19 protein-coding genes are annotated in these 18,593 nt (G+C 65.2%); 6 read left to right on the forward strand and 13 right to left on the reverse strand.

What is annotated here, in order from left to right:
• The 3 genes from Q0R27_RS10945 to Q0R27_RS10955 form a co-directional block, all read right to left on the reverse strand.
• The coding region (locus Q0R27_RS10945; protein WP_293944480.1) for an AMP-binding protein at window positions 1–1,043 on the reverse strand (1,043 nt) is incomplete at its 3' end.
• A 16-nt stretch (window positions 1,044–1,059) separates the two neighbouring features.
• Window positions 1,060–2,118, reverse strand: a complete 1,059-nt coding sequence (locus Q0R27_RS10950) for an NAD(P)-dependent alcohol dehydrogenase (RefSeq protein ID WP_293944482.1) — start codon at window positions 2,116–2,118, stop codon at window positions 1,060–1,062.
• A gap of 83 nt (window positions 2,119–2,201) precedes the next feature.
• Window positions 2,202–2,582, reverse strand: coding sequence for a hypothetical protein (locus Q0R27_RS10955; protein WP_293944484.1), 381 nt, complete (start codon window positions 2,580–2,582; stop codon window positions 2,202–2,204).
• A 353-nt stretch (window positions 2,583–2,935) separates the two neighbouring features.
• Between Q0R27_RS10955 and Q0R27_RS10960 the strand changes: the two genes are divergently transcribed.
• A complete protein-coding gene (locus tag Q0R27_RS10960) occupies window positions 2,936–3,124 on the forward strand; it encodes a hypothetical protein (RefSeq protein WP_293944485.1) in 189 nt (62 codons plus the stop codon).
• Between the two features lie 33 nt (window positions 3,125–3,157).
• Here Q0R27_RS10960 and Q0R27_RS10965 read toward each other — a convergent pair whose 3' ends face one another.
• The 4 genes from Q0R27_RS10965 to Q0R27_RS10980 all read right to left on the reverse strand — a co-directional run bounded on the left by Q0R27_RS10965 (window position 3,158) and on the right by Q0R27_RS10980 (window position 10,214).
• Window positions 3,158–4,459 carry a dihydrolipoamide acetyltransferase family protein gene (locus tag Q0R27_RS10965; protein ID WP_293944487.1) on the reverse strand — a complete coding sequence of 434 codons (1,302 nt, stop codon included), beginning with the start codon at window positions 4,457–4,459 and terminating at the stop codon, window positions 3,158–3,160.
• The gene (locus Q0R27_RS10970; RefSeq protein WP_293944489.1) at window positions 4,460–5,473 is read right to left on the reverse strand and encodes an alpha-ketoacid dehydrogenase subunit beta; all 1,014 of its coding nucleotides are present in this window, start codon (window positions 5,471–5,473) and stop codon (window positions 4,460–4,462) included.
• Window positions 5,470–6,753, reverse strand: a complete 1,284-nt coding sequence (locus Q0R27_RS10975; protein WP_293944491.1) for a thiamine pyrophosphate-dependent enzyme — start codon at window positions 6,751–6,753, stop codon at window positions 5,470–5,472. The genes Q0R27_RS10970 and Q0R27_RS10975 overlap by 4 nt, the downstream gene beginning before the upstream one ends.
• A 122-nt stretch (window positions 6,754–6,875) precedes the next feature.
• Entirely contained in the window at window positions 6,876–10,214 is a 3,339-nt protein-coding gene (locus Q0R27_RS10980; RefSeq protein WP_293944493.1) for an amidohydrolase family protein, read from the reverse strand.
• A gap of 166 nt (window positions 10,215–10,380) precedes the next feature.
• On the opposite strand from Q0R27_RS10980, the gene Q0R27_RS10985 reads away from it, so the two are divergent.
• From Q0R27_RS10985 to Q0R27_RS11005, 5 genes are all read left to right on the forward strand, one after another.
• On the forward strand, window positions 10,381–10,668 hold the full coding sequence (locus Q0R27_RS10985; RefSeq protein WP_293944495.1) for a DUF3297 family protein: 288 nt from the start codon (window positions 10,381–10,383) through the stop codon (window positions 10,666–10,668).
• 203 nt (window positions 10,669–10,871) lie between these two features.
• Entirely contained in the window at window positions 10,872–11,051 is a 180-nt protein-coding gene (locus Q0R27_RS10990) for a hypothetical protein (RefSeq protein WP_293944497.1), read from the forward strand.
• A gap of 166 nt (window positions 11,052–11,217) precedes the next feature.
• The gene (locus tag Q0R27_RS10995) at window positions 11,218–11,841 is read left to right on the forward strand and encodes a PspA/IM30 family protein (protein ID WP_293944619.1); all 624 of its coding nucleotides are present in this window, start codon (window positions 11,218–11,220) and stop codon (window positions 11,839–11,841) included.
• Between the two features lie 13 nt (window positions 11,842–11,854).
• Complete coding sequence (locus tag Q0R27_RS11000; RefSeq protein WP_293944561.1) at window positions 11,855–12,244, forward strand: PspC domain-containing protein; 390 nt, start codon at window positions 11,855–11,857, stop codon at window positions 12,242–12,244.
• Window positions 12,244–12,477: a hypothetical protein gene (locus Q0R27_RS11005; protein ID WP_293944563.1), complete on the forward strand. Its 234-nt coding sequence runs from the start codon at window positions 12,244–12,246 to the stop codon at window positions 12,475–12,477. Before Q0R27_RS11000 ends, Q0R27_RS11005 begins: the two co-directional genes overlap by 1 nt.
• A gap of 187 nt (window positions 12,478–12,664) precedes the next feature.
• On the opposite strand, the gene Q0R27_RS11010 is transcribed toward Q0R27_RS11005, so the two are convergent.
• The 6 genes from Q0R27_RS11010 to Q0R27_RS11035 all read right to left on the reverse strand — a co-directional run bounded on the left by Q0R27_RS11010 (window position 12,665) and on the right by Q0R27_RS11035 (window position 18,593).
• Window positions 12,665–14,179 (reverse strand): CpaF family protein, encoded by a 1,515-nt coding sequence (locus tag Q0R27_RS11010; protein WP_293944564.1) that lies wholly within the window; start codon window positions 14,177–14,179, stop codon window positions 12,665–12,667.
• 60 nt (window positions 14,180–14,239) lie between these two features.
• Window positions 14,240–15,133 carry a hypothetical protein gene (locus tag Q0R27_RS11015; RefSeq protein WP_293944583.1) on the reverse strand — a complete coding sequence of 298 codons (894 nt, stop codon included), beginning with the start codon at window positions 15,131–15,133 and terminating at the stop codon, window positions 14,240–14,242.
• A 98-nt stretch (window positions 15,134–15,231) separates the two neighbouring features.
• Window positions 15,232–15,822, reverse strand: a complete 591-nt coding sequence (locus Q0R27_RS11020; protein WP_293944622.1) for a glycosyltransferase family 39 protein — start codon at window positions 15,820–15,822, stop codon at window positions 15,232–15,234.
• Between the two features lie 105 nt (window positions 15,823–15,927).
• Complete coding sequence (locus Q0R27_RS11025) at window positions 15,928–16,191, reverse strand: ATP synthase F1 subunit epsilon (RefSeq protein WP_293944584.1); 264 nt, start codon at window positions 16,189–16,191, stop codon at window positions 15,928–15,930.
• A 2-nt stretch (window positions 16,192–16,193) separates the two neighbouring features.
• A complete protein-coding gene (gene atpD / locus Q0R27_RS11030) occupies window positions 16,194–17,678 on the reverse strand; it encodes a F0F1 ATP synthase subunit beta (protein WP_293944586.1) in 1,485 nt (494 codons plus the stop codon).
• 27 nt (window positions 17,679–17,705) lie between these two features.
• Window positions 17,706–18,593, reverse strand: a complete 888-nt coding sequence (locus tag Q0R27_RS11035; RefSeq protein ID WP_293944588.1) for a F0F1 ATP synthase subunit gamma — start codon at window positions 18,591–18,593, stop codon at window positions 17,706–17,708.

An 18,593-nucleotide genomic window follows, 5' to 3' on the forward strand; every position in this document is an offset into this window, starting at 1 on the left:
AGGATGGTCACTCCAAGGCGGTCGATCGTCTCCCACAGGCGGCCGTGGTCGGGGTAGTTGGGGACGCCGTCGAACATCACGCTGGTTGCGCCACACAGCAGCGGGCCGTAGATGGTGTAGCTGTGCCCGGTGATCCAGCCGACGTCGGCGGTGCACCAGAAGATGTCGTCTTCGCGGGCTCCGAAGATCCAGTCGAAGGTAGTCGCGGCCCAGGTGGCGTAGCCGCCGGTGGTGTGGACGACGCCCTTGGGTTTGCCGGTCGAGCCCGAGGTGTAGAGGATGAAGAGCGGATCCTCGGCGTTCATCGGTTCGGGCGGGCAGTCGGCGGGGAGCGTGTCGCGGAGGGTAGCCCACGCAAGATCCCGGTCCTTGACCATCGGCACAGCGGCGCCGGTGCGCGCCACGACGATGACGGTGTCGACGGGGCTGAGTTCGAGCGCCTTGTCGACGTTGGATTTCAGGGGGATCGACTTGCCGCCGCGACGTCCCTCGTCGGCGGTGATGACCGCGGTCGCACTACAATCGCGGATGCGGTCGGCGAGGCTTTCAGGAGAAAAGCCACCGAAGCAAACCGAATGGACCGCGCCAATCCGGGCGCAGGCGAGCATCGCCGCCGCCGCCTCGGGGATCATCGGCATGTAGATCATGACGCGGTCGCCGCGCTTGATGCCGCGCGACTTGAGCGCGTTGGCGAACTTGCAGGTTTCTTCGTACAGCTCGCGGTAGGTGAGGGGGCGGCCTTCGCCGGGCTCGTCGGCCTCGAATATCAGCGCGGTCTTGTCGGCTTTGTCGGCGAGGTGGCGGTCAAGGCAGTTCACGGACAGATTGAGCTGGCCGTCCTCGTACCAACGAATGTGGAAGTCGTCGGCGGCAAACGACCAGTCGCCGGCGCGGGTCGGTTCGCGCACCCAGTCGAGCCGCTTGGCCATCGCCAGCCAGAAGGCGTCCGGATCGGCGGCGAAGGCGGAATTAAGCGCGGCGAGTTCGGCGGGACCGATGCGGGCGCCGAAGCCGGCAGGCACGGGGACGACGGCTTCACTCATGATACGGGCCCTCTGCTCAGGCGGTATCGCCCATCGTAGCCATGTCGATCACGAAGCGATAGCGAACATCATTCTTGAGCAGTCGCTCATAGGCCTCGTTGACCTGGTCCATGCGGATCATCTCACAGTCCGGATAAATGCCCTTTTCGGCGCAGAAATTGAGCATTTCCTGGGTCTCGGGGATTCCGCCAATCGCCGATCCGCCGACCGCGCGGTTCATCGAGAGGAGGTTGAAGCTGTGGAATTCCGGCATCATGTCGATCATTCCGACCAACACCATCCGTCCGCTGCGGCCGAGCAACTGGAGGTAAGGCGTGATGTCGTGCTTCACCGGGATGGTGTTGAGGATGAAGTCGAAGCGCTTGAACGCGGCCTTCATCTGTGCGGCATCGGTCGACAGGATGACGTCGTGCGCGCCAAGTTCGCGTGCGTCATTACCCTTGCTCGCGGTGGTCGTAATCATGGTGACGTGCGCGCCCATCGCGGCGGCTAGCTTGACCCCCATGTGGCCAAGGCCGCCAAGACCGACGACGGCGACTTTCGAGCCTTCGCCCACGCCATATTGGCGAAGCGGCGAGTAGGTGGTGATCCCGGCGCACAGCAGCGGCGCGACGCGGGTAACGTCCATGCCGGCGGGCACCTTGCAGACGAAGTGGTCGCGGACGACGACATGGTCGGTGTAGCCGCCCATGGTGACGGTGCCGTCATGCTTGTCGATGCCATTGTAAGTGCCGACGTTGCCCTGTTCGCAGAAGACTTCCCAGCCTTCCGTGCACTGGTCGCATTCCATGCAGCTGTCGACCATGCAGCCGACCGCGACGGTGTCGCCAACCCGGTGCTTGGTGACGTCGGGGCCGACGGCGGTGACCGTGCCGACGATCTCGTGACCCGGCACGGCGGGATAGCGGCTGTTGTGCCAGTCGTTGCGACAGGTGTGGAGGTCGGAGTGGCAGATGCCCGCGTGGGTGATCGCGATGGCGACGTCGTTGGCACGCAAGTCGCGGCGCTCGACGCTCATCGGTTCAAGCGGTGCGTCCGCCGCCTTGGTGCCCCAGCCGCGTGCCGTCGTCGCCATAAGTCGCTCCCTGAAACAAATGTGTTCGGGGTCGCCCTAGGCCCGCCGAGCGACGCTGTCAGCCCTTGTCGGACAAGGAAGCTTCAGATGACCGAGCGGCGGGTCAGGCGTGCGCGCAGGTCGCTCATGCCGATGCGGTCGACGGCGCGTTCGGGGAGCGAGGAGCGGGTCACCGTGGCGAGGTGCCCGAGCATCTGGCCGACGACGTCGATCGACTGGAGCGGCACGGCGTGGCGGGTGACGAGAAGGGGGTCGCTGCACAATGTGTCGCCAAGCGCCTCGATCAGACGGCGGGCATATTCGAGTTCTTCAGCGAGACGCAGCCTGAGCGGATCGTCGGTCGGGACCAGCGCCGGGTCGAGCGGGGGTGGGTCGCGGCGGATCGAGGGGCGCGGGGCCGGGTCAGCGGCACGGGCCGCAAATGGCGACACGGCGATGCTCTCAGCGCGAATTTGCGCCTGCATGCGATCGATCCTGGCCTGACCCTCTTCGTCCACAATCACTTCCCCGCGGGAGATCATGCCTAGAATAACGATGGTTAACAGAGAATTTTTAGATCCGAAACGGATGCAATATTTCTGTCGCGGCTTTGGCGTCGAAGCCAAATCAGGCGGGGTCATGGGCGGCGTCGACGCAGCGCGAAGTGGCGATCGCCAACGGGCTCGACGAGGTGGGGCGGCTCGCCGCCTGAACAGGGCGGGGCGCCGCATTCGACTGGCGACACCCTGCTTCATGGAGGATTCAGCAGGCCACAGCCAGACGTCGCAACAGGAAGCGGAGAATTTAGATGATCAGTCTGAGGCCGGTGGACCCGAGAATGAACGCGTCGCGCGAGGACTTCGATGAGGTCGAATATCTGCTCCGCCGGGCGGACAAGGAAGTCGTCGCGGCAATCCGCGCCAATGATCCGCGAGTCCACGACAGCCACGCTGGGCTCGCCAAGCGCTATTCGCGAGCATCACGCGCGCTCCTCGCCAAGATTGACGCCGAGACCGAGGGCGATTGATCGCGCGATACGCGTGCCTCTTTTGGAGGAGGGCTAGGCCGAGAGCAGGCGGATCGGGTTTTCAATCAGGGCCTTCATCGCCTGCAGGAAACTCGCCGCGTCCCACCCGTCGACGACGCGGTGGTCGCAGCTGAGCGAGAGGTTCATGCGTTTGCGTGCCTCGATCTCGCCATCGACGATGGCCGGGAGCAACTGCACCTTGTTGACCGCGATGATCGCGACTTCGGGGCGGTTGATGACCGGGGTCGAAGTGATCCCGCCCATCGGGCCGAGGCTCGACAAAGTGATGGTCGATCCAGTGAGCTCGTCGCGGGTCGCCTTACCGGTTTTGGCGGCGTTGGCCAGGTGACCGATGTCGCGCGCCAACTGCCACACCGATTTCGTCTGAGCGTCGCGAATGACCGGGACCATCAGCCCGCCGGGGGTCTGGGTCGCCATGCCAAGGTGCATCGCGCCGTGACGGGTGAGCATCATATTGTCGTCGTCGAACGTCGCGTTAAGCATCGGCCAGTCGGCGATCGCTCTCCCCATCGCGGTGATGAGGAAGGGCAGGAGGGTAAGCTTGGGCTGATCGCCGCGGTCGCGGTTCATCATCGCGCGGGTGGCTTCGAGGTCGGTGACGTCGAACTCCTCGACCAGCGTGAAGTGGGGGATGCGCCGTTTGGACTCCGCCATATTCTCGGCAATCTTGCGGCGGAGGCCGACGACCTTGGTGGTTTCGTCGGGACGTTTCGGGGCTGAGCCGGAGACGGTGCCGCCGTTGTAGAGCAAATACGCGTCGAGATCGGCGTGACGGATGCGGTCGGCGGTGGTTTTGACCGCAGCCAAGTCGATGCCGAGGTCGCGCGCCCGCTGGCGGACGGCGGGGGAGGCGAGGGTCTTGGGGGAAGCAGGAGCGGTCCCGTCATTCCCGTTCGTGTCGAGCGAAGTCGAAACACTCGGCTCGGGGCGAGGTCCCTCGACTTTGCTCGGGATAAACGGTTTTGGTTGCTCCGTGGCGCTGACCGGAAGGGCTTGCTCCATCGCCGGGCTGGCGTGGACCGCACCGTCGCCGAGCGGTTGTTCGTCCTTGCTCTCGATCGCAGCGACCGCCGCATCGGTCTCGATTTCGACCAGCGAGGCGCCGATCGCGACCTGGTCACCAACTTCACCGGCCAGCGCGACGACAGTGCCGGCGACGGGGCTTTCCATCTCGACCGTCGCCTTGTCGGTCATCATGTCGGCAAGCTGCTGGTCCTCCTCGACGCGGTCGCCCAATTTGACGTGCCACGCGACGATCTCGGCCTCGGCGATGCCTTCGCCGATGTCGGGGAGCTTGAAGATGAAGCGGGCCATCTAGGATTCCATCACTTTCTTGAGGGCGTTCTTCATGCGCAGGGGCCCCGGGAAATAAACCCATTCATAGGCGTGCGGATAGGGCGTGTCCCACCCCGCGACGCGGACGATCGGGGCTTCGAGACAATAGAAGCAGCGTTCCTGGACCAGCGCGCTCAGTTCGGCACCGAAACCGGAGGTGCGGGTGGCCTCCTGCGTGATGAGGCAACGGCCGGTTTTCTCGACCGAGGCGGCGATGGTGTCGAGGTCGAGCGGCACGAGCGTGCGCAGGTCGATGACTTCGGCGTCGATGTCATTCTCCTCGGCCGCGGCGAGCGCGACATGGACCATCGTGCCATAGGCGAGGATGGTGACCGCTTCGCCGGCACGGACGATGTTCGCCTTGCCGAGCGGGACCACATAATGACCGTCGGGAACCTCGCTCGCGGGGTGCTTCGCCCACGGCGTGACCGGACGGTCGTGGTGGCCGTCGAACGGGCCGTTATAAATCCGCTTGGGTTCGAAGAAGACGACCGGATCGGGATCCTCGATCGCGGCGATCAGGAGGCCCTTGGCGTCGTAGGGGGTCGAGGGGATGACGGTCTTCATCCCGGCGATGTGGGTGAACAAGGCCTCGGGGCTCTGACTGTGGGTCTGGCCGCCGAAGATGCCGCCACCATAAGGCGAGCGGATCACGACCGGCATTGTCCATTCGCCGGCGGTGCGATAGCGCATCCGGGCGAGCTCGCTGACGATCTGGTCGTAGCCGGGGTAGATATAGTCGGCGAACTGGATCTCGACGACCGGCTTGAGGCCATAGGCGGCCATGCCAACCGCCGTGCCGATGATCCCGCCCTCGCTGATCGGCGTGTCGAAACAGCGAGTCTTGCCGAATTCCTTTTGGAGGCCTTCGGTGACGCGGAAGACTCCACCGAAATAGCCCGCGTCCTCGCCGAACACGACGATGTCCGGGTCGCGGGCCATCATCACGCGGTGGGCGTCGTTGATTGCCTGGATCATGTTGCGAGTCGTCATGAAGGTTCGTGTCCGAGAAATTCGCGTGCTTCGGCGAGCGCCTGTTCGCGCTGCTCCCGTAAATGCCACGGAGTGTCGGCGAAGACATCCTCGAACATCGAGCCGATGCGGTCAAAGCCTTGTTGCGGCAGGACGCCGTTGGTCTCGGCGGCTTTCTGCGCGGCGCGGACTTCCTTGTCGATTTCCTTGTCTTGGCCGGTGTCGCGGTCGTCGTCCCATTCGCTCAAGGTGACGAGGTGGGCCTTGAGCCGCGCGATCGGGTCGCCGAGCGGCCATGCACCGGCCTCGCCCGCAGGACGGTAACCGGTCGGGTCGTCGGAGGTCGAATGGCCCTCGGCACGGTAGGTGAAATACTCGATCAGCGTCGGGCCCTTGTTCAAGCGGGCGCGGTCGGCGGCCCAGCGGGTGGCGGCGAACACCGCGAGCGCATCATTGCCGTCGACGCGAAGCCCGGCGATGCCATAACCAACGGCGCGCGCGGCGAAGGTGGCCTGCTCAGCCCCGGCGATCCCCGAGAAGCTCGAGATCGCCCACTGGTTGTTGACGACCGCGAGGACGACCGGGGCCTGGTAGACCGAGGCGAAGGTGAGCGCGGAGTGGAAGTCGCCTTCTGCCGTCGCGCCCTCCCCGATCCAGCCCATCGCGATGCGGCTGTCGCCCTTGATTGCGCTTGCCATCGCCCAGCCGACGGCCTGCGGATATTGGGTTCCGAGATTGCCCGAAATCGAGAAGAAGCCGTGCGCGCGGTCGGAATACATGATCGGCAGCTGGCGGCCGTGGAGCGGATCGGCGGCGTTGGAGTAGATCTGGCACATCATTGTTTCGAGCGGATAGCCGCGCGTGATCAGGATGCCTTGCTGGCGATAGGTCGGGAAGTGCATGTCGTCGCGGTCGAGCGCGTGGGTTGCGGCGACGGCGATCGCCTCCTCGCCGGTGCACTTCATGTAGAAGCTGGTCTTGCCCTGCCGCTGGGCGCGATACATGCGGTCGTCGAACACCCGGACGGTCTTCATCTGGCGAAGCATCTGGCGAAGCGTGTCGGGCGACAGGCGCGGGTCCCACGGTCCGACCGCGCGCCCATCGTCGTCGAGCACGCGGACGAGTTGGGTGGTCAGCGGGTGGGTGTCGCCGGCGGGCGCGGCGACGTCGGGCCGAGGCGCCTCGCCAGCGCGCTGGACCACAACATTCGAGAAATCGGGCGCGTCGCCGGGCCGATAGCTCGGCTCGGGCACGTGCAGTGCAAGCGCCGGGCGATTCGGGCGCTCGTCGGTGTCGCTCATCCTCATCCTTCCACGCCATCCGGAGGGCCGGCGGCACTCATCAGTGAATGACCCCATAGATGGTTCCCGCCGCGGATTGAAGCGACCAGTTTCAATTGAAACGGGGCCACGTTTGCCGTCGCTCAATCCTCTTGCGGCACGCCGATCGTCGCGCCTTCGCTGTAGTTGCCGCCGGCGCCAGTCTCGAACCACAGCGGGCGGCGCTTGCGGGTGGGGGTGGCGGTGTCGTCGAGGTTGGAGTCGAGCAGGTGGCCGCCGATCATCGTCATCGTGACCTTGTCGGAGTTGCGGATGTTCTCGAGCGGGTTGGCGTCGAGGATGACGAGGTCGGCAAGCTTGCCCGGCTCGAGGCTGCCGAGGTCGCGGTCGAGGCCGAGCGCGCGGGCGGGGTTGATCGTGCCGGTGCGCAGCGCCTCCATGTTCGACATGCCGCCGAGCTTGAACATCCACATGTCCCAGTGGGCGCCGAGCCCCTCGCGCTGGCCGTGAGCGCCGATCGAGACGGGGATGCCGAGGTCGCTGACCTGCTTGGCCTGGCGCGCGGCGTTGAGGACGTTGTCCTCCTCGGGCGGGTTCATCACCGGGCGGCGGGCGCGGGCGTCGAGGATCGGGCGCGGGACCCATTTCGAGAGGATCGGCTCGGCCCACACCGGCGAACGCTGGTACCAGTAATTCTCGCCAAACGCGCCCCCGTAGGCGACGACGAGAGTGGGGGTCCAGGCTGTGCCCGAGCCTTTCCAAAATTGGAGGACGTCGTCGTAGATGTTCGCGACGGGGAGCGAATGTTCGATCGTGGTGTGGCCGTCGGCGATCATCGTCATGTCCATCTGGAACAGCGAGCCGCCTTCGGGGACGACTTCCATGCCGAGCTGGCGGGCCGCTTCGATGATCATCTGGCGCTGTTCGCGGCGCGGCTGGTTATAGCTCTTGACCGACCAGGCACCCGAGGCGCGCAGGCGGCGAAGGTGGGTCAGCGCGTCGTCAAGACTGTTGATCTCCGCAGTGACGGGAGTCGTCGCGCCATAGAGAATCGTTCCGGTCGAGTAGACACGCGGGCCGGTGATGAGCCCGGCGCGCTGCATTTCGGATGAGGCGAACACCTCGTGGGTGTCGGTCGACGGGTCATGGACGGTCGTCACGCCATAGGCGAGCGCGGCGTTGTAGACCCAGTTCTGCTGGGGGATGATCTGGTCGGCACCGTGAGGGCCGTGCCAGTGGGCGTCGATCAGCCCGGGGATGATCGTCTTGCCCGAAACATCGACGCGGCGGGCACCGGTCGGGATGGCGACCGCGCCGGCCGGGCCGATCGCGGCGATGCGGTCGCGGACGATGACGATGGTGCCGTTGTCGATCACCTCGTCACCGCGCATCGTGACGATGCGGGCGCCGGTCAGGGCGAGGGTGCCGGCGGGCTTGGCGGCGTCGGCGGTGAAGCCCAAGTGGGCGAAGATCGGGGCCGGTTTCGGCTTACCGCCCTCGAACTCGCCGGCACCGGACAGGGTGCGGGCGAACAGGTCGGGGCCCTGGCTCCAGTAGAGAGTGCGGCCGTTGCCCGACCAGTGGAGCCAATCGCCGGCATCGGTCGAGACGCGCGTCTGGGGCAGCGCGGTGCCATCCGGCGCGACGTCGACCGAGCGGCCGGTGCGGGTGAACGGCATGACGTAGGCCTGGTAGCGTTCGGTCCAGGCGACATATTGCTCATCGGGGGAGAGCGCGAAGCTGGAGGCGTTGGCGGAGACCAGATGAGTCTGGGGATTCGAGCCGTCGAGGCCGATCGACTTCAGGAGATGCTTGTCCTCGTCACCGTCGTCGATGAAGAACAGGCGGTCATTGGTCGCGCCGAACTGGGGCTGGCTGCCCGACTTGCTGACCTTCTTCGGGGTCCCGCCGCGCGCCGGCACGACATAGAGGCCGGGGTCGCGTCCCCATAACGGGGTAGTGAGATAGCCGTCGCTGCCCTTGCGATAGGCGATGGTCGCGCCGTCGGGGGAGAAGGCGGGCGCGGTGTAATGGCCGGGCTGGGTGGTGACGCTGCGGCCTTCGCTACCGCTCGCGGGGACGATCTTGACGCGGCCGGCCTGGTCGTCGTCCCAGCTGACATAGGCGATCTGGCGGCCATCGCGTGAGAAGGTCGGGTAGGATTCGAATTCGGTCGCGCGGGTCAGGCGGCGGGAGGTTCCGCTCGCCACGTCGCGGATCCACATGTGGCCGAGCGCTTCGTAGACGATGCGACGGCCGTCGGGGCTGGTGTGGGCGAAGCGGACCATCTTGACGTCGAAGCGGTCGGGGGCGACCTCCTTCTGCTGGCGCGGGGCGTCTTCGACGAAGCGGGTGCCGGCGACGTGGAACGGGATGTCGGCGATCGCCTTCGTGGCGACGTCGATGCGGTGGAGCGTGCCGCCAGCCCAGTAGACGATCGAGCGATTGTCGGGGGTCCAGCTGATGCCGGGGTAGACGCCCTGCACCGCCCAGGTTTCCTGCATGTCGCGGTCGAGCGTGTCGGTTAGCGGGGTGATGCGGCCGGACGCCAAGTCCATCAACATGAGCGTCGACTTGTAGCGAATGCGGCGGATGAAGGCCAACGACTTGCCGTCGGGCGAGGGGGTCGGACGGATCGCGCCGCCGGGGCCGGTGACGAAGCTGTCGATCTCGCCGGTCTGCCGGTCGAGCCGCTGGATGACGTAGATCTGGCCGTTGACGTCCTTCGAATATTCGAACGTCCCGCCAGGCGTCGCGTCGTCGGAAAAATAGAGGTAGCGGCCGTCGGGCGAGAAGGCGGGCTCGTTGGTGTCCTTTTGCTTGGTGCGGGCCTTGGTCATCTGCACGCCGTCGCCGCCGCCGATGCGGTGGTAGAGCCACATCTCGCCCGCGCCCAACGACCGCGACGAAGTGAAATGCTTGCGGGCGACGATGAAATTGCCGTCGGGCGCCCAATCGGCCTGGTTGAGGGTGCGGAATTTCTCCCTGGTGATCGCGCGTGGGGCCGATCCGTCGCGGCCCATCGCCCAGATATTGTCGCCGCCGCCACGGTCCGAGGTGAAGGCGATCTCGCGCCCGTTGGGGGAGTAGCGCGGCTGCATGTCCCACGCGCCGCCCGAAGTCAGGGCATGCGCCTCGCCGCCGGTGATCGGCACGGAATAGATGTCGCCAAGCAGGTCGAACGCGACCTCGCGGCCGTCGGGCGACACGTCGAGGCTCATCCACGTGCCCTCGCGGGTGTCGATGACGGCGTCGTGGCCGGGACCATGGCGGGCGGCGACGTCCCACTTGTCCGACTTGGTAGGGCTTGCCGGGGCGGCAGTAGGGGAGGCGGCGATGTTGGCGGGTTTGGCCTGGGTCATCGGCTCGGCGGCGCCGGGTTGAGGCGGGGGCGGGGGAACCGGGGCGATGGGGGCCTGGGCGAAGGCGGTGCTCGCGGCGAGCAGCGACGCCGCAGTGAGCAGGGCGAGAGAATGGCGCATGTCAGGGTCCTGGCAAAAATTATTCAGGCGTGATTGGCGGGAAGGCAATGGGTTGGCAATTGGATGGCTGCCGCCGTTCGTCGAAAAGCCCAAATCGGCGAAGTGCGGAGCGATTGCTAACCCAAGGCAATTGACCGTCGCGGGGGCGGAGCGTTAGGGCTCAGTGATGTCCGATACACCAGTCTTTCCCGACCGCCTTTCGCTAGACCCACGTAGCCCGCATTACGACGGCGACCTGCTGCAGAAGGGGGTCCGCATCAATTTCAACGGGTCCGAAAAGACCAATGTCGAGGAATATTGCCTGTCCGAAGGCTGGATCAAGGTCGCCGCTGGCCGCAGCCGCGACCGCAACGGCAATCCGATGACGTTGAAGCTCAAGGGGACGGTCGAGCCGTTCTTCGACGACGCCGGCGGCGTGGAAGCGCCGGTCACTGATCCCGCCAGCGACAGCTAGCCCTCGTCTTTCTGGCGAAGGCTGCCCCCAGGCAGTGTGAAGCGAAGCGCTGGCAACGAGTCGCTCGGGATAAGCTGGCGAGACCTGCCAAATGGTGGCGGAAAATCCCGCACGGGCCGCATTCCGGCGAACGTCCTTTCAATTTTTTGGCGCAAAAACGGGATTGGCACGGCTCTTGTATATCCCTGATTAGCGGATGGCTTTTGATCGCCCCCGCCAAAAAAGGGAGTTTCGAAATGTCTGCACGGATTTTCCAGCGCCAGTTTGCGGTATTTGCCGCGGCTCTGCTGATGAGCACGATAGCGGTTGGCGCCGCGGTTGGACCCGGCGTCGGTTCGGGCGCAGCTTCGGCCCGCTCGTTCATCACCGTGACCTATGCCTGACCTGGAGCTGGAGCCGATCGAGGCGATGGCGACGGCGCGGACAGCGCGCATGGCGCCGCCCCTCGATGCGCCGGTTGAGGACCGGGCGACAACCCGTTTCGCGCCGCTCGCCGGTTTCCTGTCGGGTCCGGTATTCAGCCGGGCGCGCGACATCATCGCGGCCAATATGACCGAGTTGCTCGACCGGGCCGAAGATCCGGCACGGATGATCCGGGTGATCATCGTCGAGATGGAAGAGACTTTGGTCGAGGTCCGCGCCACCGCGGCGCGGACCATCGCCGACGTGAAGGAAATGGGCCGCTCGCTGATGCGGCTCGAAAAGATCGAGGCGAACTGGACCGACAAGGCCGAGCTCGCGCTCTCGAAGGGCCGCGACGACCTCGCCCGCGCCGCGCTCACCGAGCGGCAGCAGGCGGCCGACATGGCCGACGGACTGCGCGCCGAGATCGCCGGGCTGAACGACGTGCTCAAGGGCTATGAGGCGGACATCGGGCGGCTCCAGGCCAAGCTGCGCGAAGCGCGTGCCCGCCAGGCGTCGATCGCCAGCCGGATCGAGAGCGCGGTTGCTCGCGCCCGGGTCGGCGAGGTACTGCACGGCAGCCGCGCCGAGGACGCGTTCGCGCGCTTCGAACAGCTCGAGCGGCGCGCCGAGCTCGCCGAGGGAATCGCCGACGCGCTCGGGATGAGCGGGCCGAAAAGCCTCGAGCAGGAAATCGCTGGATTGCGCAGCAGCGAGAAAGTCGACGCCGCGCTCGAACAACTCAAAGCCGCCCGCGCGGCGCGTATCTAAAGGGGAAGACCGGATGAAAAACTATTCATGGAACCGCCGCGAGAAGAAAGTCGCCGGCGTCTGCTCGACCCTTGGCGACGTGTTCAACGTCGACCCGACCATCCTGCGCATCGGCTTTGTTGCCTTCGCGCTGGTGGTGAGCTTCAAATTCGCGCTGATTGCTTACGTCGCGAGTGGATTGTGGTTGCACTTCAAGAAGCGCGATGCCGAGCGCACCCTGGGTGGCGAACGGCGCAGCGAGTTCGACCGCATGGCCGACATCGGCAAGGTGCGCCCGACGGTTCACGCGCTGCGCACCGAGCTCGATGCCACCGACCGCCGGATGATGGCGATCGACGATCATCTCGCCAAGCCCAACGACGCGCTGGCGCGGGAGATCGAAGCGTTGCGGGAGGACCAGTGATGACCGACCCCGTCTCGGTCGCGCTGATGGGCGCGAGTGTCATCGTCACGCTGGCGATTGCAGCGGTAGCGTTGCTCAACGGCTGGAAAGGCTGGCTCGACCTCAAGCGGCTTGAGCTTGCCAGCCGAAGGGGGGAAAGCGGGCTCGCCCCGACCGGCGGGCGGATCGAGATCGCCGACCTCAAGGAGCGCGTGCGCAAGCTCGAGGCGATCGCGGAAGGGATCGAACTTTAGCGATTATCAGCCGGGCGGAGGAGCGCCGACCGCCGATTGCCCGGCCTCCATCAGGCGACGCATTTCGAACTTCTGCGCCTTGCCGGTGACGGTCATCGGAAAGGCGTCGACGATCCGTACTTCGCGCGGCTCTTTGTAGTGAACTCGTGCAGCCCTTCCTCCGCGAACTCAACCCCGATCCTGGAATTTAGAGGCACGCCTCCAGATAAGGCTGATCGAAGCCGAACATCTTGGCCTTTTCCATCGTGTAGGGGCGCAGGCCCATTGAGCGATATTCGCCGATGATCTTGCCGTCGGCGCTCTCGTCGAGATATTCGAACTTGAACAGCTCCTGGGTGACGATCACATCGCCCTCCATGCCGATCACCTCGGTGATGTTAGTCGTGCGGCGCGACCCGTCGCGGAGGCGCTTGACCTGAATGATGAGGTCGACCGAGTCGGCGATCTGGCGCGAGATGGCTTCCTTGGGCACCTTGATGTCCGACATCATCACCATGTTTTCCATACGCGCGAGGCATTCGCGCGGGGAGTTGGAGTGAAGCGTCGCCATCGAGCCGTCGTGGCCGGTGTTCATCGCGGCGAGCAGGTCGAAACATTCCGACCCGCGGATTTCGCCGAGGATGATGCGGTCGGGACGCATGCGCAGCGCGTTGATGACAAGGTCGCGAATGGTGATCGCGCCATGGCCCTCGAGGTTGGCCGGGCGAGTTTCGAGCGGCAGCCAGTGCGGCTGCTGCAGGCGAAGCTCGGCCGCGTCCTCGATCGTGATGACGCGTTCACCGGGGTCGATCATCTTTGACAGCGCGTTGAGCATGGTCGTCTTGCCCGAGCCGGTACCGCCCGAAATGACGATGTTCATCCGCGCCGCACCGGCGATCTTGAGCAGGGTCGCCATCTTTTCCGACATCGACCCGAAGCCGCGCATCATGTCGAGCGTGATCGGCTTCTCGGAGAATTTACGAATCGAGATGGCGGTGCCGCGCAAGCTGAGCGGCGGAACGATGACGTTGACGCGGCTGCCGTCCATCAGGCGGGCGTCGGCGAGCGGGGTGGTCTGGTCGACGCGGCGGCCGACCTTGTTGACGATGCGCTGGGCGATCTGGAACAGATGTTCCTCGTCGCGGAACTGGATCGACGCGAGCTCGAGCTTGCCCTTGCGCTCGACGAAGCACTGATCGGGGCCGTTGACCATGATGTCGCTGATCGTCGGGTCGGCGAGCAGTTCCTCGAGCGGGCCAAGGCCGAGCAACTCGTCGACCAGCACCTTTTCGAGCGCGAACTGCTCGCGACGGTTGAGGTTGATCTTCAGCTCGCCGAGCACTTCGGAAATGATCGGGCGGAATTCCTCGGCGAGTTCGTCCTTGCCGAGTGTCGCCGCGGCTTCGGGATCGACCCGTTCGAGCAGCCGGGGGAGGACCTGTTCCTTGATGCGGTGGACCGAGGCTTCGAAGCCTTCGGCCTTCATCGTGCCTTGGTCGCCGCTGGCGTTTTGGCGCTGGTTGAGTCGGTCCATCGCGCCAACCAAGCTGTTGTTGGTGTGGGGGACGGAATCGGCTTCGGGGGCAACATTGTCGATCGGCGGGAATTGCCCGCCACCGGCCGCAGCCGCGCCAGGCCCCGCCTTCATGGGCCGCGCGACTCCGAAATTCGGCCTTGCCGAACCCGTATTGCCCAGTCCGTTGCGCTTGCCGAAAGCGTTCATACCCACCCGATCTCACGTTCAATTGGCGGAACCGCCGGGATGGTGAATAGAGGGGAAAGTTTACCGAATGGCTAATCCGGGCTTCGCGCGGCGAAGTGCGTCCGATTTGTACCAGTCGGCTTCAGCCACACCATCGACTAGCCGTTGCCGAGTGATCGGGCGAGCCAAGCGAAAAAGGCACAGTTCGCCTGACCAGCGATCATCGAACATGCTGGCCCGGCTCATGACTTGCCGGTGGATCAGCATGACGTCATCGTCCAGTCGACTGCGCACCGCCCAGACCTCACATCGAACGTCCGCCTTGACCAGAAACATCGGGCGTTTCCCGGCAAGTGGCGGAAGTTGCTGCGCATCGGGGACCAGCGCCAGGTGTCGGCGCGTGTTTTCGTCAATCTCTACCTGACCGGGTGCAGCGGCGATCCAGGCCGCCGCCGGTTTTTCGATTGGGAACACGCGCTGATGAATAAAGAGAATGAAAAAGCCGACGCCGATTGCGGCTCCAGCCGACACCCCGGCGACGAGCCTGTGCTTGGTGTCAATGAGGCTGACCAGCAACAACGCCAGCGCCAACGAGAGGCCGGCGATCGGGACGAACATCATCCGCGCCTTGGGATCGAGTGCGAGCGCGTAGATCACCACGCAAATGTAAAGGAGTGAAATTCCATAAAGGACGGCAATCGCCTTGATGACGCCCGGCGCCAGGGTGCAGCGATAGGTCAGGACCAGCGCCGGGATCAGCATTAGCGCCAGGCCACCCTTGGCGTTGACGAACAGGTTGAGCAGGCCGTCGATCGACCAGTGAACATGGATTCCTGGTTCGCGGCGCCAATTTGCGATGTAATTGGGGTTGAAGAGCGCCGAGTGATTGTAGTCGACCGGGCCTAACAACTCAGACGACGGGATGCGCGCGTGGTTGAGCGACAGGCGCCGGCGGTACAGCGGATCGCCGGTCATTACGAAAAAACTCAACGCCTCTACCAGAAACGGTAGCGCAAAAATTGCCGCGGCCAATAGTTTGGCGCGGGGTCGCGCAACACAGTGGCGAGATGCGACTACACTGCGGCAAACAAAGCTGCGACCACCGCGGTCTCGCGCACCTGGAACGCCAATCCGAAGCACAGACCGGCCAGCGCCGGCCAGATTGGCGACTTGCTGCGCCGCCACTGAAGCAAAGCCATGACACCGCCGAGCACGAGAGCAAGTTCCGTCGCCTCGACGGCCGGGTCCAATATCTGGATTGCAAAGGCCGAAGTGCACAAAAGTAGCCCTGCCGCAAAGAAGCCGACAGGAGGCCGAAAGATCCTGTTTCCGATGAAGACCAGTAAAATCAGGCACCACAGGCTGGCGATCAATGGCGCCAGACCGACCGACAAGCGGTTTTCACCAAACAGGCTTGTCAGGAGCGCGATTGGCGCGATGACCGGCCATCGGCCCTGCCAATGGTTATGCGGCAGGCACGGTCCGTATTCGCGCCAGCAGCGCGCGGCGTCGAGATACTGCCAATCATCCCATCCCCCGCCCATGAACCCGATCGGATTGATCGCCACCGTGCCGACGAACAGCAAAGCCAGGATGAACCAGGGCCCCCCACCCCCTTCGATTGTCATTCGGTCGAAACGTCGCGACCATCGCTGGACAAACATCGACACGGATCAGCAGCCCCCCGATCGCTCCCGATGAGGTTAACCTAAGTTAGTTGTGCAGTAAATGCTGCCGTCGGATGGGTAGCAGACGCAGAAGTGGGCCCCCTACAGGGACATGCTCTCCGCGAGTACAGTCAAACCATTCTCGCCGATCTCGGCGAAGCCACCACTGACCTGGATCGTCTCTGGCGCGCCGCCGGGGGTCTTGAAGACCGTCAGGGAACCGTCCTTCAGGGTGGTCATGAAGGGCGCGTGGCCGGCCATCGCGCCGAATTCGCCCTCGCTGCCGGGGACGACCACCATGTGGACGTCCTCGGAACGGACCAGTCTCTCCGGCGTGACGAGTTCGAAATGGAGCAGGTCGGCCATGATCAGGCGTCCTGCGCCATCTTCTCGGCCTTGGCGACCGCGTCGTCGATCCCGCCGACCATGTAGAAGGCGGACTCGGGGAGATGGTCATACTCGCCCTCGACGACCGCCTTGAACGACTTCACCGTATCCTCGACCTGGACGAACTTGCCGGGGATGCCGGTGAACACTTCGGCGACGTGGAACGGCTGGCTGAGGAAGCGCTGGATCTTGCGCGCGCGGGCGACGATCAGCTTATCCTCTTCCGACAGCTCGTCCATCCCGAGGATGGCGATGATGTCCTGGAGCGACTTATACTTCTGCAGCGTCTCCTGGACGCGGCGCGCGGTGTCGTAATGCTCCTGGCCGACGACCGCGACGGTCAGCACGCGGCTGGTCGAATCGAGCGGATCGACCGCGGGGTAAATGCCAAGCTCGGAGATGGCGCGGTTGAGCGTGGTCGTCGCGTCCAAGTGGGCGAACGACGCGGCCGGTGCCGGATCGGTGAGATCGTCGGCGGGGACGTAGATCGCCTGGACCGAAGTGATCGAGCCCTTGTTGGTCGAGGTGATCCGCTCCTGCAGCTGGCCCATGTCGGTCGCCAGCGTCGGCTGGTAACCCACCGCCGACGGGATGCGGCCGAGCAGCGCCGACACTTCCGAACCAGCCTGGGTGAAGCGGAAGATGTTGTCGACGAAGAACAGCACGTCCTGGCCTTCGACGTCGCGGAAATATTCGGCCTGGGTCAGGCCCGACAGCGCGACGCGGGCGCGCGCTCCCGGCGGCTCGTTCATCTGGCCGAACACCAGCGCGACCTTCGATCCTTCGGGAGTCGGGTTGCCGTCGGCGTCCTTGGCGATGACCCCGGCGTCGAGGAACTCGTGGTAGAGGTCGTTGCCCTCGCGGGTGCGCTCGCCGACCCCGGCGAACACCGACACGCCGCCGTGGCCCTTTGCGATGTTGTTGATCAGTTCCTGGATCAGCACGGTCTTGCCGACCCCGGCGCCGCCGAACAGCCCGATCTTGCCGCCGCGGGCATAAGGCGCGAGCAGGTCGATGACCTTGATCCCGGTGACCAGGATCGCGCTTTCGGTCGACTGGTCGACGAACAGCGGCGCCTCGGCGTGGATCGGGGCGAACAGGTCCGAACCGATCGGGCCGCGATCGTCGATCGGCTCGCCGATGACGTTCATGATGCGGCCTAGAGTCTTGGGGCCGACCGGGACGCGGATCTGCGACCCGGTGTCGGTCACGGGCTGGCCGCGGGTGAGGCCTTCGGTCGCGTCCATCGCGATGGTGCGGACGATATTCTCGCCGAGATGCTGCGCGACTTCGAGGACGAGGCGGTTGCCGTTATTGTCGGTCTCGAGCGCGCCGAGGATCGGCGGCAGCTCGCCGTCGAACGCGACGTCGACGACCGCGCCGATGACCTGCGCGATGCGGCCGACGAGGTTGCTCGTCTGGGTGGGGGCGGTGCCAGTCTTGGTGGTATCGGCGGCGGTGGCCATGATGTCTGTCCTTGGCTTTTTGGGCGGTTAGAGCGCTTCGGCGCCCGAGATGATCTCGACGAGTTCGGTCGTGATCGCGGCCTGGCGCTGGCGGTTGTAGATGATGCCGAGCTTCTTGATCATGTCGCCGGCGTTGCGCGTTGCATTGTCCATCGCGGTCATCTGGCTGCCGTAGAAGCCGGCCTGGTTTTCGAGCAGCGCGCGATAGATCTGGATCGCGACGTTCCTGGGCAGCAGCGCGGCGAGGATTGCTTCCTCGTCGGGTTCATATTCGGTCGCGGCGGCGGGGGTGGCGGCTTTGTCGTTGGCCGGGGCTGCAGTCGGGATGACCGGGATGATCTGGTCGACCGTCGGCTCCTGCAGCAGGGTCGAGCGGAAGTTGGCGTAGGCCAAATGCGCGACGTCGAACTGGCCGGCGAAGAAGCGGTCGCTGACATCCTCGGCGATGGCGAGGGCGTCGGTGTAGCCCGGGGCCTTCATCGCGCTGGTGTCGTGCTGGGCGATGATCGCGTCGGGGAAGAAGCGCTGGATCACCGGGCGGCCCTTACGGCCGACGATGTAGAAGACGACGCGCTTGCCATCGGCGGTGAGCTGCTCGGCCTTGCGGCGGGCGGCGCGGACGATGTTCGAGTTGAACGCGCCGGCGAGGCCGCGGTCGCCGGTGGCGAGCACGATCAGGTGGGTCTCATCCTTGCCGGTGCCGGCGATGAGTTTCGGCGATTGCGGGCCGATCGTAACCCGGCTGGCAAGGCTGGCGACGACTGCGGCGAGCCGCGTGGCATAGGGACGGCCGGCCTCGGCATTGGCCTGCGCCCGGCGCAGCTTCGCCGCGGCGACCATCTTCATCGCCTTGGTGATCTTCTGCGTCGACTTGACCGAGCCGATCCGCATCTTGAGGGCTTTGAGCGAGGCCAT

Source organism: Sphingomonas sp. (assembly GCF_025362505.1).
Taxonomy (GTDB): domain Bacteria; phylum Pseudomonadota; class Alphaproteobacteria; order Sphingomonadales; family Sphingomonadaceae; genus Sphingomicrobium.